Source organism: Salmonella sp. 32100201201700099SM (genome assembly GCF_017572645.1).
Taxonomy (GTDB): Bacteria; Pseudomonadota; Gammaproteobacteria; order Enterobacterales; family Enterobacteriaceae; genus Salmonella; species Salmonella enterica.
On the sequence record NZ_JAGERQ010000003.1, the window covers coordinates 116,575 to 129,822 of the forward strand.

Consider the following 13,248-nt stretch of genomic DNA (forward strand, 5'->3'; position numbering starts at 1 on the left):
GCATTCTTTACAGGGATAAAGCAAAAGGCATGCCACTATTTTTTATAAAAATAATCAATTACTTATAAAAATAAGCTATTTCTCATTTTCGTCATTGAGTTTGCTATTCATCACAACGACGAAAATTCGTCACTTTTATAATGGCAACATGAACAATAGATATGAGGAATGCGTGTATGGCATCCACCAATCAGGAACTGGCCTCGGCGCTCAGGATGTTTTCCCGCTTTTTCGATTTGATTCATCAGCCGTTGGCCGTCATTAATGAGCGTGGTGAATACGTTTACTACAATCAGGAAAGCGCGGATCTGGACGGCTACAGTATTGAACGGGCAATGGGAAAACATATGCTGGATGTTTATCCGGGCATGAAAGAGACGCAAAGTACGATGCTTTCATCGTTAAAAAAAGGCGTGGAATACATTGGCCATTATCAAATTTATTACAATGCGCGAGGCCAGGCCGTTGACTATCAGCACACCACCGCGCCGCTCTATGCAAGCGATGGCGGCATGGTCGGCGTTATCGAAATCGGCAGGAATATGTCTGGCGTCAGGCGGCTCCAGGAGCAGGTGGTAGAACTGAACCAACTGCTGTATGCCGATCACCATGAGAAGCACCATGCCATTATTACCGAAAACCCGGAAATGCTCAGTAATATCGCCAAAGCCAAACGGCTGGCCGCCAGTAATATTCCGGTGACGATTGTCGGGGAGACGGGAACGGGTAAGGAGCTATTTTCCCGCCTTATACATCAATGCAGCAAGCGGGCGAATAAGCCATTTATCGCCCTGAACTGCGGCGCTCTACCGCCTACGCTTATCGAAAGTACGCTTTTCGGCACCGTGCGCGGCGCCTATACCGGCGCGGAAAATAGCCAGGGCTATCTGGAGTTGGCAAACGGGGGAACGCTCTTTCTTGATGAGCTGAACGCCATGCCGATAGAGATGCAAAGTAAGCTGCTGCGATTCTTGCAGGATAAAACCTTCTGGCGCCTCGGCGGACAGCAGCAACTCCACTCTGATGTCAGGATCGTTGCCGCCATGAACGAAGCGCCCGTCAAATTAATTCAACAAGAACGTCTGCGGGCAGATCTTTTTTATCGGTTGAGCGTCGGAATGTTAACGTTACCGCCGCTGCGCGCCCGCCCGGAAGATATTCCCTTACTGGCGAATTATTTTATTGATAAATACCGTAATGACGTGCCGCAGGACATTCACGGATTAAGCGAGACGGCGCGTGCTGATCTGCTCAATCACGCCTGGCCGGGTAATGTCAGGATGCTGGAAAACGCGATTGTACGCAGCATGATCATGCAGGAAAAAGATGGGCTGCTCAAACACATCATTTTTGAACAGGACGAGTTAAATTTAGGCGTACCGGAAACCGCGCCGGAAAATCCCCTTCCCTCGTCACCCGATCCGCAGTATGAAGGGTCGCTGGAGGTACGGGTTGCCAACTACGAAAGGCATTTAATAGAAACCGCGCTGGATACGCATCAGGGGAATATTGCCGCCGCGGCCCGCAGCCTTAACGTATCCCGCACCACGTTACAGTACAAAGTACAAAAATACGCTATTCGCTTCGGCGTGGTGCGTAATTGACATCGGCCAGCGGCATCGCGCCGCTGGCAAAGCTATTATCCTTCGTTATGCATTTCCAGGTTTTCCATTTCGTTCTGGAACAGCACCGCTTTGGCGTCGTCATTACGTAATGAATCCAGGAAGTCGAGGTATTGCTGGTCTACGTCTTTGGTGACATATACCCCGTTAAATACCGAACATTCAAACTGCTGGATATCCGGATTTTCCGCGCGCACGGCTTCGATCAGATCGTTCAGATCCTGGAAGATAAGCCCGTCTGCGCCGATGATCTGACGAATCTCATCCACCTCGCGACCATGCGCGATCAGCTCATTGGCGGTCGGCATATCAATGCCATAGACGTTGGGGAAACGAATTTCCGGCGCGGCGGACGCCAGATAAACCTTCTTCGCGCCGGCTTCCCGGGCCATCTCGATGATCTGCTCTGATGTGGTGCCACGCACGATGGAATCATCCACCAGCAGGACGTTCTTATCGCGGAATTCCGCGCGATTAGCATTGAGCTTACGGCGCACGGATTTACGGCGTAGCTGTTGGCCCGGCATGATAAAGGTACGTCCCACGTAACGATTTTTGACAAATCCCTGGCGGTACGGCTTGCCGAGAATACGGGCAATTTCCAGTGCGATATCGCAGGAGGTTTCCGGGATAGGGATCACGACGTCGATGTCCAGATCTTCCCATTCACGAGCGATTTTTTCGCCAAGTTTGGTGCCCATATTCACACGAGCGCTGTAGACGGAGATCTTGTCGATAAAGGAGTCCGGACGAGCAAAGTAAACGTACTCGAACAGACAGGGGTTACTGACCGGATTATCCGCGCACTGGCGCGTGAACAGTTGCCCCTTTTCGGTAATATAGATAGCTTCGCCCGGCGCGACATCGCGCAGAAACTCAAAGCCCAGCGTATCCAGCGCCACGCTTTCAGAAGCGACCATATACTCCGTACGACCATCGCCAACGTCACGCTTGCCCAGCACTAACGGGCGAATGCCGTGCGGATCGCGAAAAGCCACCATGCCGTGGCCGATAATCATCGCCACGCAGGCATAGGCGCCGCGGATTTGACGGTTAGTCGCGGCAATCGCGGCAAAAATATTGTCGGCTTCCAGCGGATAGTGACGGAAGTTGTCGAGCTCGCTGGCGAAAATATTGAGCAGGATTTCGGAATCGGAGGTGGTGTTGATATGACGGCGCTTTTCTTCAAACAGCTTTTTACGTAGCTCGTGCGCGTTAGTCAGGTTGCCATTATGGGCCAACGTGATGCCATACGGCGAGTTAACGTAAAAAGGTTGCGCTTCGGAAGCGCTGGAGCTGCCTGCGGTAGGGTAGCGCACATGGCCGATCCCCATGTTGCCCTGCAAACGCTGCATGTGGCGAGCTTCAAAAATATCGTTCACCAGCCCGTTTGCCTTACGCAAGCGGAAGCAGTTATTCGCATCAATGGTGATGATACCGGCAGCATCCTGACCACGATGCTGGAGCACTGTTAACGCGTCATAAATCGACTGGTTGACCGGCATAACACCGGCGATACCGACAATACCGCACATACGTCATTTTCCTCGTTAAGCCACATCTCAGAACCTGTTACGTCCTGGGCAAGAAACTCGACGAGCTTTGCAGATAGTCAAAGAACCATCTGATGATGAAGCTGAACTGCGGGATGAGCTGCGATTTGCTCCAGTCTTCGCTTTTCGACAAGCCGGTAAAGGTATCAAGGAAGAACAGAATGGCGGCGACAATCAGCGCGCCTCGCAGTGCGCCGAAACAGATCCCCAACACCCGGTCAGTTCCCGACAGGCCGGTCTTCTCTACTAGCTGACCTATCACAAAATTCACGATAGCGCCGACGATAAGCGTCGCGATAAACAGTACCGCGATAGCAATCCCATTACGAACCAGTTCGTCTTCAAAGCCCGTAAACCAGACAGACAGGTAAGTGTAGTAGTGACTGGCGACAAAGAAAGCACAACCCCACGTCACCAGCGATAACGCTTCACGAACAAAGCCGCGGATCAGGCTAACCAGACAGGAAAAAGCAATCACCGCGATAATGGCGTAATCAATCCAGACCATAGATGTCCCACGATTTTACGCCCTGTCGTCCTGTTCGGGGCGCATTCTAACAGAAAAAGAAAACGTTTGCGTAGGGATTTCCTTCCCACGCGTAAATAAAAATGGCGCTGAAAAAATATTCAACGCCATCACACTTTTTATCTCTTCGGGCACAACCAGAAGAGCTGCCATCGGCCTGATAAGCGCAGGATACCAGGTTTATTCCTTCTGCCGGATGACGGCGTAAACCCCTTATCCAGCCTACAGAACTTCGGCTATTACCAGGTGAACACCGTAGGCCTTAACGCTGCGCGCTCAGGCAAAACGCGCCTTAGTTCGGGCTATATCCCATCACCACGCCGCTTAACCCGGAAATCTGCTTGAGCTCGCCAAGCGATCCTTTCATCTTATCTTTCGACGCATCCGGCCCGACGAGAATACGGGTTATTTTACCCTGTACCGGCGTTGAGGGGGAAGTATAAACCCGGAACCCGGCGGAACGAAGCTTGCCGACTATCTCGTTGACTTTATCCGCATTTTTCAGCGCGCCCAACTGTACGACATAGGCTTTGCCGGTCGGCGCAGGTTTATCGTCGGCGACTGGTTGCGGCGCGGGCGTCGGCGTGGAAGCGGCGACAACCGGCTGTTGCGGTTTAGGCTGCGGCTTCGGCTTTTCAACCGGCTTCGGTTTAGACGTCTCCGCCGGTATCGGATCAAGCTCAACATTGTTAGACGCCATGCGCGACGGGTCCAGCGATGGCGCTGCCGCATCTCCCGCCCGCACCTCTTCAGCCGCCCCTTCCGGCGGCTGTGTCGGCAGCGCCTGCGTTGCGGCAGGCATCATATCCGGCTCATCACGGTCGCCAGGCTTCGGTACCAGTGGAATCGCAGCAAATTCATCCCGATAATGCTTTTTCTGTCCGTCCAGCAGACCGGGAAGCACAATAACCCCCAGCGCGACTAACACAATCGTGCCGACTAAACGATTCTGAAACTTACTCGCCACCGATTCTCCCCGCGTCTATCACTTCCATAACATGTGCGACGGTGTGGAACGATCCGCACACCAGCACGGTATCTTCTGGCTGCGCCGCGTCGATAGCGGCCTGCCATGCCTGCGCGACGCTATCATAGACATTCCCTTTCCCCAGATGTTCCAGAAGTTGTTCCGCCGTCGCGCCGCGCGGCCCCTCTAACGGAGCACAATACCAGTCGTCAACCACGCTTTTCAACCAGGCTAACGTGCCGGCGATATCTTTATCATGCAGCATACCAATCACCGCAAGCACGCGCCCGCGTTTCGGCAACATTTTCAGACGACCCGTCAGGTATTCCGCCGCGTGAGGATTATGGGCAACATCAAAGATAACGCGCGGCGACTCACTCACGATTTGAAAACGTCCCGGCAAGGTAGCCTGCGCAATACCGTCGCGAATCGCCTGCTCGTCAATGTTCAACCTGCTGGCGCGCAGCGCGGCCAGAGCGGTGGCGGCATTCGGCTGGGGAACCTGCGGCAACGGCAGTCCGGCAAGCGTGCCGTCACCATCGGTAAACGCCCAGTGGGTCGCTGTCACCTCATAACGCCAGTCAACGCCGCGACGCCGCAACAGCGCGCCGGTCTCCTGCGCGACATCCGCGATGGTTGCCGGCATTTCCGGTTCGCCGACGATAGCGGGTTTTTCCGCACGAAAAATCCCGGCCTTCTCGCGGCCGATACTTTCGCGATCCGGCCCCAGCCAGTCAGTATGGTCAAGCGCGATGCTGGTAATTACCGCTACATCGGCATCCACAATGTTCGTGGCGTCCAGGCGCCCGCCCAACCCGACCTCCAGAATCACCACGTCAAGGTTAGCCTGTTTAAACAGCCACAATGCCGACAACGTACCATATTCAAAATAGGTCAATGAAATATCGCCGCGCGCCGTTTCTATTTCCGCAAAGGACGCGGTATGCGCGGATTCCGCTAATTCTTTCCCCTGCACGCGCACGCGCTCGGTGTAACGTACCAGATGAGGCGAACTATAGACGCCCACACGGTATCCCGCCGCGATTAACACCGACTCCAGCGTGCGACAGGTCGTACCTTTGCCGTTGGTTCCCGCAACGGTAAAAACGAACGGCGCAGGCTTGAGGATGTCCAGACGCGCTGCCACCTGGCTTACGCGCTCAAGGCCTAAATCGATACTCTTGCTGTGCAGGTTTTCCAGATAAGAAAGCCACGAGGCCAGGGGCGACGCAGCTTGAGGTATAGATTTGTTTTTCATTGATTCCGCTGCTTCTTTACGGTGAAAAGCAAAAGGGCAGAGCCTGCGGCCCTGCCCTTTTCAGTTATCAGACCTCAGACTCCTGATCCGGCGCCGGAGGCACCACCACGCCTTCACGCGGGGCGTCCGGGTTCGGCGCGGGCAGATTCATCAGCTTCGCCAGAATGCTCGCCAGCTTCAGGCGCATTTCCGGGCGGCGGACGATCATATCAATAGCGCCTTTTTCGATCAGGAACTCACTGCGCTGGAATCCTGGCGGGAGCTTCTCACGAACGGTTTGTTCGATAACGCGCGGGCCGGCGAAGCCAATCAGGGCTTTTGGCTCGGCGATGTTGAGATCGCCCAGCATCGCAAAACTGGCGGAAACGCCGCCCATTGTCGGATCGGTCAATACCGAAATGTAGGGCAGACCACGTTCCTGCATTTTCGCCAGCGCAGCAGAGGTTTTCGCCATCTGCATCAGCGACATCAACGCTTCTTGCATACGCGCGCCGCCGGAAGCAGAGAAACACACTAACGGACAGTTGTCTTCCAGCGCCTGTTCAACGGCGCGAACGAAGCGTGCGCCAACGACAGACCCCATTGAGCCGCCCATGAACGCGAATTCAAACGCGGCGGCGACAACCGGCATACCGTGAAGCGTCCCTTTCATGACCACCAGCGCGTCTTTCTCGCCGGTTTCTTTCTGCGCGGACGCCAGTCTGTCTTTATATTTTTTGGAGTCGCGGAACTTGAGCACGTCTTTTGGCTCCAGCTCGCTACCTAACTCCACAAGGGAACCTTCATCTAACAGGCTATGCAGGCGATTGCGCGCCGACATGCGCATATGATGGTCACACTTAGGACAGACCTCAAGATTACGTTCCAGCTCAGCGCGGTATAAAACCTGACCGCAGCTATCACACTTGGTCCACACCCCTTCAGGAATGCTAGCCTTGCGGGTGGGAGTAATGTTGCTTTTAATTCGTTCAATCCAGCTCATTGGTGACCTTTCTGCCTGAACCTTAGTCAGCTTTATTATAAGGGGCGCATAATGCCATTTTTGCCCCCAACAGACCATGAATGTTGCACATTAAAACATAACAGCCCGAAACTTTGGATAAAAAAGTGGTCGAACCGCTGAGTTACTTTCTATTTTGCGGCACGCGACGCAGCGCGCTTATGCCGGACAATCTCAATGACGCCAGGTAATATCGAAACCACGATAATCCCCACAATCAGCAGCTTAAGGTTATCCTGAATCAACGGTATCGTACCGAAGAAATAACCGGCGTAGGTAAAGAGCAGCACCCACAGCAGCGCGCCGATGACGTTATAGGCGGCAAAATGCCGATAGGACATGTGCCCCATCCCTGCCACAAACGGCGCAAAGGTTCTGACGATCGGCACGAAGCGAGCGAGAATGATAGTTTTACCGCCGTGTTTTTCATAAAACTGGTGGGTTTTATCCAGATAACTGCGGCGGAAAATTTTCGAATTCGGATTACTGAACAGTTTTTCGCCGAACAGTCGACCAATCGTGTAATTTACCGCATCGCCGACAATTGCGGCGATCAGCATTAACGCCACCATGACATGCACATTGAGATCGTTGGTTTCCAGCGAAGCCAGCGCCCCGGCGACAAACAGCAGCGAGTCGCCTGGCAGGAACGGCGTGACGACCAGGCCGGTTTCACAAAACAGAATCAAAAACAAAATAGCGTACACCCAGACGCCGTACTCCGCGACCAGCTCCGCCAGATGCACATCGATGTGCAGAATAAAATCAATAATAAAGTAGATCAGGTCCATATTTGTCTTTGCCTTTCTACCCGACACGTTTCGGGTGTACGATTCGGATTAGTCCGCCAGAAATAGCGGGCCCATTGGCGGTTTTGGAAGGTCAAACCGGTCAGGGTAATCTACCGCAACCAAATATAGCCCTTCCGCCTTCGCCGTTGCCGCCGCCAGCGTTCTGTCCCTGGCCGCTAACAGCTCTGCGATCCAGCTCTCCGGCTGGTTGTGAGCGCCTACTTCCAGCAGGCTGCCGACAATATTCCTGACCATATGATGAACAAAGGCATTCGCTTTGATATCGACCACCACATAAGGGCCGTGGCGGGTAACGTTGATGTGCATCACATTACGCCACGGCGTGCGCGACTGGCACTGCACCGCGCGAAACGAGGTAAAATCATTTTCGCCAAGCAGACACTGCGCCGCGCGATGCATCCGCTCTGCATCCAGCGGCTCATAGTAATGCGTCACGCCTTTTGCTAACACCGCAGGACGCAGTCGATGATTGTAGATGATATAGCGATAACGGCGAGCCGTAGCGCTAAATCGCGCGTGAAAATCATCCGGTACAGTTTTCACCCAGCGCACGGCAATGTCACCAGGCAAATTCGCATTTACCCCCAGCGTCCATGCCGCATCTTTGCGCAATGCGGTCGTTTCGAAATGGACAACCTGCCCGGTGCCGTGAACGCCGGCATCGGTGCGCCCGGCGCAGAACACGTTAATAGGTTCATTTGCCACCTGCGAGAGCGCTTTTTCCAGCTTTTCCTGCACACTGCGCACTTCATTCTGACGCTGCCAGCCATAATACTTGCTGCCGTCGTACTCAATACCCAGCGCAATTTTATAGACCGGCGATGATTGCTGTCCGGACATCAGTACAGATACTCCTGCACCAGCTTCTCCGCAATTTTAACGGCCATCAGCGCACCGCCGAAACGCACGTTGTCCGCCACTGACCAGAACTGAATTTGTTCCGGCATACCGTAATCATTATGCACACAGCCAATAGAGAGCTGTGGATTGCCGGAAGCGTCGCCCACCTGCGTCGGGTAATCCGTCTCTTCTGACAGTACGATATCTTCACCGCGGGAAAACGCCTCGCGCGCCTCTTCCGCCGCCAGCGGACGGAGCGCTTCAAAGCTCACCATCTGCGCATGGCCATAGAACACCGGCGACTGCACGACACTGGCGGAGATCATCACGCCATCGTCCTGCAAAATTTTACGCACTTCATCGACGATACGACGTTCCTGGCGCACGCTGCCTTCACGATCCGGCAGCAGCGGCAGCATATTGAACGCCAACTGGCGGCCAAAGAAATCATCTTCATCAATCGGTATGCCGTTAAGCAGCTTCGCACTCTGTCCGGCCAGCGCATCGACCGCTTTTTTCCCCTGTGCGGACGCTGATAACATACTGGTGACGGCGATGCGCGACAGTCCCCCCTGATCGATTAACGGCTTGAGCGCCGCCAGCAGTTGACTGGTCAGACTATCGGCGACCGCAATCACGTTACGGTTGCGGTAATCCGCCAGTACATACGGGTTAACTTCCGGCACGACCAGCGGCACATCAGGCTCCAGCGCGAACAGACCGCTGGAATCTATCACCAGGCAACCTGCATTGGTCGCGTCGTCTATCCAGGCAGCCGATGCCTCTGCGCCGGCAACGAAAAACGCCAACTGCGCCTGCGTCCAGTCAAAGTCCGCCGCATCCTGGACAATGACCGACTTGCCACCAAAACGGAGGTGCTCGCCCGCGCTTTCATGACGCGCCAACGCATAAATTTCACCGACCGGGAACTGACGTTCAGCCAGTGTTTCAAGCAGGGCTTCGCCTACGGCGCCCGTTGCGCCCAGAATGGCAATGTTCCAGCCTTCAGACATGGTGATTTACTCCAGAAATACATAAGCGTCCCTGTCGCATTATTCGACAGGGAGCATTAAGAAGACATTAATGTGCCGGGTGATGAACAGCGTTAAAACCTAGCTTACACAGCAAGGCGGCTGCCGTTTCGTCGTCACACATCACGTATAAAGACGACCATTCACGGCGCTCAAGATAATTTTTACGCAATTTATCAAATTCACCCGGAATTCCAGCGACTTTACGCAGCGGCGCATCGTCGCGGCGCACATCATACACCAAATGCGCCAGTCTTTTCAGCGTCGGTTGATCCAGCGGGCCGTGAAGCGTAATACGATCAAACTCAGGCGCAGGCAGTAATGTCTCCAGCGCGACACGCTGCTCGCGACCGATAAACGCGCTATACGCCTCAAAGACCTGGGTGGTGCCGCGCGCTTTGCCTTCCAGCGTATAGCCGGCAATATGCGACGTGCCGATATCCACGGCTTCCAGTAGCGCGACGTTAAGATCCGGTTCGCCCTCCCACACATCAAGCACCACGCTCAGCGGCTGCCCGGCATTGAGTCGCGCCAGCAATGCGGCGTTATCCACCACCGGGCCGCGGCAGGCGTTAATGAGAATGACGCCGGGTTTCAGTCGACGGATCAGCGTCTCATCGGCCAGATGCAGCGTTTTGTACGGTCCGTCTTTATAGAGCGGCGTATGGAAAGTCAGGACATCCGCTTCCTGCACCAGCTCATCCAGCGTACGAAAATCACCCTCGTCCCCGCGTGCGGCGCGTGGCGGATCGCACAGCAACGTGCGGATACCCAACGCTTCAAGCCTGGTCTGTAGCCGGCTTCCGACGTTACCCACGCCGACAATCCCTATAGTGCGATCGCGTAACGAAAAGCCGTCACGTTCGGCCAGCATCAACAGCGCGGAAAACACATACTCCACCACGGCGATAGCATTACAGCCGGGCGCGGCTGAAAAACCGATGCCCGCCTGCTTCAGCCATGCCTCATCCACATGATCGGTGCCTGCCGTAGCAGTACCAACGAAGTTAATCGGCGTGCCGCTCAGCAGCGATTCATTCACTTTCGTGACCGAACGCACCATTAACGCATCGGCATGGTTCAATTCTTCAACGGGGATCGGGCGACCCGGCACTGCCTTTACCTCACCCAGGCGGCTAAATAATTCGCGGGCGTAAGGCATATTTTCATCAACGAGAATTTTCACGACTGTCGTACCTGTTTGAGAACGAGAGTTAACCGGACAAGTGTGCCATAATCTGGCCGCCAGGCATATATTGCTCAGATTTATGGTTAAAGGATAATTAATTATGCATCCCATCTCCGGCGCCCCTGCACAGCCTCCAGGCGAAGGGCGTAATCCTCTTTCCGCTGCGAGCGAGCAGCCGCTTTCCATGCAACAGCGTACGGTACTGGAAAGGCTGATCACGCGCCTGATTTCACTGACCCAGCAGCAAAGCGCGGAAGTATGGGCCGGAATGAAACACGATCTGGGGATAAAAAATGACGCGCCGCTACTGTCGCGCCACTTCCCCGCCGCTGAACAGAATCTTACCCAGCGTCTGGGCGTAGCGCAGCAAAATCACGCCAATCGTCAGGTACTTTCACAGCTAACAGAGCTGCTTGGCGTCGGGAATAATCGTCAGGCCGTCAGCGATTTTATCCGTCAGCAATACGGTCAAACCGCGCTTAGCCAGCTTACGCCCGATCAACTCAAAAACGTGCTGACGCTTCTGCAACAAGGGCAGCTTTCCATTCCGCAGCCGCAGCAACGTCCGGCAACGGATCGGCCATTATTGCCTGCTGAACATAATACGTTGAATCAGTTGGTGACGAAGCTGGCGGCCGCGACCGGCGAGTCAAACAAACTTATCTGGCAATCAATGCTGGAACTCTCCGGCGTGAAAAGCGGCGAGCTCATTCCGGCAAAACAGTTTACCCATCTGGCGACATGGCTACAGGCGCGGCAGACGCTGTCACTACAACACGCACCTACGCTACATACGCTGCAGGCTGCGTTAAAACAACCGCTGGAACCGGACGAACTCACAGCGATCAAAGAGTATGCCCAACACACTTATCAAATTCAGCCGCAAACGGTGCTGACCACCGCCCAGGTGCAGGATTTACTTAACCATATTTTCCTGCGTCGCGTAGAGCGGGAGGCGGATGAGCTCGAACCGCTCTCTATTCAACCCATCTACCGCCCGTTTGCGCCGATGATTGAAACCGTGAAAAATCTGTCTGCGCGACCAGGCCTGTTGTTTATCGCGCTAATAATTGTACTGGCGCTTTTCTGGCTGGTTTCTTAACCACGCCGGAACGATAATATCGTCACCAGGATGCCAACCACTGCGGAGATCGCTCCCGCGAGAAATACGGAAGGATAGCCGCATGACGTGGCCAGCATGCCCGCCAGCGGGCCGGTAACGCCGTAGGAGATATCCTGAAACGCGGCGTAGCCGCCGAGCGCCGTACCGCGTACCTGTGCAGGTACGCGTTTCACAACCTCCACGCCCAGCGCCGGGAAAATCAGTGAACACCCTGCCCCGGTGAGCGCCGCGCCTACCAGCGCTATCCAGGCCGTCGGCGCCAGCCACAAGAGCAGCAACCCTGCCGTCTCAACCAGCAATGAGACAACGGCGACCTTCACGCCGCCAAAGCGATCCGGCATCCAACCGAACAATATGCGCATCAGTACAAACGCACCGCCAAACGCGGTCAGGGTGAATCCCGCCATCGTCCAGCCATTGCTGACAAAATAAAGTGAAATAAACGTACCGATGACGGCAAAGCCCACGCCCTGCAATGCCAGGCCCAGGCCCGGTTTCCAGATAAGCCCGACCACGCTCCACAGTGAAGGTCGCTCCCCCGTATACGCAGGCACTTTACGCACGGTGCCGTTGAATGCCCAGGCCAGCAGCGGTAAAACCATCGTCGTCCCCGCCAGCGCCGCGAAGCCAAAGTGGCTATGGATCAGCAAGCCCAACGGCGCACCGGCCGCCAGCGCGCCGTAAATCGCCATTCCGTTCCACGACATCACCTTACCGGAACGCGTTGGGCCAACCAGCCCCAGTCCCCAGGTCAGGGTTCCGGTCAGCAGCTGACTTTCGCCAAATCCGAGGATCAAACGCCCGACAATAAGCAGCGCGAATTTTACCGGCGCGGAAACCGGCAGCAGCGCGGCCAGGAGCCAGGCGGCGCCCGCCAGCCCGCAGGCAAACATCCCCTGTAACGCCGATCGTTTAGCGCCATATTGATCCGCCAGCCGTCCGGCATAGCCGCGCGTCAGTACCGTCGCAAAAAACTGAATGCCCACGGCGATCCCAACCATCGTATTGCTATAGCCCAGTTCGTGATGGACAAAAAGCGGGATGACGGGTAACGGCAGGCCGACCGTCATATAGGTCAGGAAAGCCGCAAAGGCGATGCGGAACAGCGAAAAATTCGCAGACGGGGTCGTTGTTTTTTGGCTAACTGCTGTCATGCATTACTCCAGAATGCAGAGTAAGGCGGGGAAAGGCCACGCCCCCCTCTACCTGAACGTCAGGATTAAGGTGCGTTGGATAACGTTAAACGCTTACGCATTATCGGAAGGATAATGTAGAAAGTGAAGTCTGCCTGTGAGACGCGAAACTTGTCAACCTTGAAATTGCAGCC

12 protein-coding genes are annotated in these 13,248 nt (G+C 54.9%); 2 read left to right on the top strand and 10 right to left on the bottom strand.

Annotation, left to right across the window (positions count from 1 at the left end; translation table 11 throughout):
- Positions 1-176 precede the first annotated feature (176 nt).
- The gene (locus J4685_RS06165; protein WP_000168925.1) at positions 177-1,604 is read left to right on the top strand and encodes a sigma-54 interaction domain-containing protein; all 1,428 of its coding nucleotides are present in this window, start codon (positions 177-179) and stop codon (positions 1,602-1,604) included.
- Positions 1,605-1,639: 35 nt separating this feature from the next.
- Here the strand turns inward: J4685_RS06165 and purF are convergent, their stop codons facing one another.
- The 9 genes from purF to pdxB form a co-directional block, all read right to left on the bottom strand.
- Positions 1,640-3,157 carry an amidophosphoribosyltransferase gene (gene purF / locus J4685_RS06170; protein ID WP_000334205.1) on the bottom strand — a complete coding sequence of 506 codons (1,518 nt, stop codon included), beginning with the start codon at positions 3,155-3,157 and terminating at the stop codon, positions 1,640-1,642.
- Between the two features lie 37 nt (positions 3,158-3,194).
- A complete protein-coding gene (gene cvpA / locus J4685_RS06175; protein ID WP_000262102.1) occupies positions 3,195-3,683 on the bottom strand; it encodes a colicin V production protein in 489 nt (162 codons plus the stop codon).
- Between the two features lie 310 nt (positions 3,684-3,993).
- Complete coding sequence (gene dedD, locus J4685_RS06180) at positions 3,994-4,668, bottom strand: cell division protein DedD (protein ID WP_000157046.1); 675 nt, start codon at positions 4,666-4,668, stop codon at positions 3,994-3,996.
- Positions 4,658-5,926, bottom strand: coding sequence for a bifunctional tetrahydrofolate synthase/dihydrofolate synthase (gene folC, locus J4685_RS06185; protein ID WP_000792289.1), 1,269 nt, complete (start codon positions 5,924-5,926; stop codon positions 4,658-4,660). The genes dedD and folC overlap by 11 nt, the downstream gene beginning before the upstream one ends.
- Positions 5,927-5,993: 67 nt before the next feature.
- Positions 5,994-6,908, bottom strand: coding sequence for an acetyl-CoA carboxylase, carboxyltransferase subunit beta (gene accD, locus J4685_RS06190; protein ID WP_000118384.1), 915 nt, complete (start codon positions 6,906-6,908; stop codon positions 5,994-5,996).
- A gap of 149 nt (positions 6,909-7,057) precedes the next feature.
- A complete protein-coding gene (locus J4685_RS06195; RefSeq protein WP_000364318.1) occupies positions 7,058-7,717 on the bottom strand; it encodes a DedA family protein in 660 nt (219 codons plus the stop codon).
- A 48-nt stretch (positions 7,718-7,765) separates the two neighbouring features.
- On the bottom strand, positions 7,766-8,578 hold the full coding sequence (gene truA / locus J4685_RS06200) for a tRNA pseudouridine(38-40) synthase TruA (RefSeq protein WP_000016631.1): 813 nt from the start codon (positions 8,576-8,578) through the stop codon (positions 7,766-7,768).
- On the bottom strand, positions 8,578-9,591 hold the full coding sequence (locus J4685_RS06205; protein ID WP_001289141.1) for an aspartate-semialdehyde dehydrogenase: 1,014 nt from the start codon (positions 9,589-9,591) through the stop codon (positions 8,578-8,580). Before J4685_RS06205 ends, truA begins: the two co-directional genes overlap by 1 nt.
- A gap of 67 nt (positions 9,592-9,658) precedes the next feature.
- Positions 9,659-10,795 (bottom strand): 4-phosphoerythronate dehydrogenase PdxB, encoded by a 1,137-nt coding sequence (pdxB, locus tag J4685_RS06210; RefSeq protein ID WP_000699180.1) that lies wholly within the window; start codon positions 10,793-10,795, stop codon positions 9,659-9,661.
- A 103-nt stretch (positions 10,796-10,898) separates the two neighbouring features.
- Between pdxB and flk the strand changes: the two genes are divergently transcribed.
- Positions 10,899-11,900 carry a flagella biosynthesis regulator Flk gene (flk, locus tag J4685_RS06215; RefSeq protein WP_000553395.1) on the top strand — a complete coding sequence of 334 codons (1,002 nt, stop codon included), beginning with the start codon at positions 10,899-10,901 and terminating at the stop codon, positions 11,898-11,900.
- Here the strand turns inward: flk and J4685_RS06220 are convergent.
- Positions 11,897-13,075, bottom strand: coding sequence for an MFS transporter (locus J4685_RS06220; protein ID WP_000127715.1), 1,179 nt, complete (start codon positions 13,073-13,075; stop codon positions 11,897-11,899). The genes flk and J4685_RS06220 overlap by 4 nt on opposite strands.
- Positions 13,076-13,248 lie beyond the last annotated feature (173 nt).

What these genes read in the sequence shown, in the direction of transcription:
- flk (WP_000553395.1), top strand. Translation starts at nt 10,899, where the DNA reads ATGCATCCCATCTCCGGCGCCCCTGCACAGCCTCCAGGCGAAGGGCGT.
- J4685_RS06165 (WP_000168925.1), top strand. Translation starts at nt 177, where the DNA reads ATGGCATCCACCAATCAGGAACTGGCCTCGGCGCTCAGGATGTTTTCC.
- folC (WP_000792289.1), bottom strand. Translation starts at nt 5,926, where the DNA reads ATGAAAAACAAATCTATACCTCAAGCTGCGTCGCCCCTGGCCTCGTGG.
- purF (WP_000334205.1), bottom strand. Translation starts at nt 3,157, where the DNA reads ATGTGCGGTATTGTCGGTATCGCCGGTGTTATGCCGGTCAACCAGTCG.
- cvpA (WP_000262102.1), bottom strand. Translation starts at nt 3,683, where the DNA reads ATGGTCTGGATTGATTACGCCATTATCGCGGTGATTGCTTTTTCCTGT.
- J4685_RS06195 (WP_000364318.1), bottom strand. Translation starts at nt 7,717, where the DNA reads ATGGACCTGATCTACTTTATTATTGATTTTATTCTGCACATCGATGTG.
- J4685_RS06220 (WP_000127715.1), bottom strand. Translation starts at nt 13,075, where the DNA reads ATGACAGCAGTTAGCCAAAAAACAACGACCCCGTCTGCGAATTTTTCG.
- J4685_RS06205 (WP_001289141.1), bottom strand. Translation starts at nt 9,591, where the DNA reads ATGTCTGAAGGCTGGAACATTGCCATTCTGGGCGCAACGGGCGCCGTA.
- truA (WP_000016631.1), bottom strand. Translation starts at nt 8,578, where the DNA reads ATGTCCGGACAGCAATCATCGCCGGTCTATAAAATTGCGCTGGGTATT.
- accD (WP_000118384.1), bottom strand. Translation starts at nt 6,908, where the DNA reads ATGAGCTGGATTGAACGAATTAAAAGCAACATTACTCCCACCCGCAAG.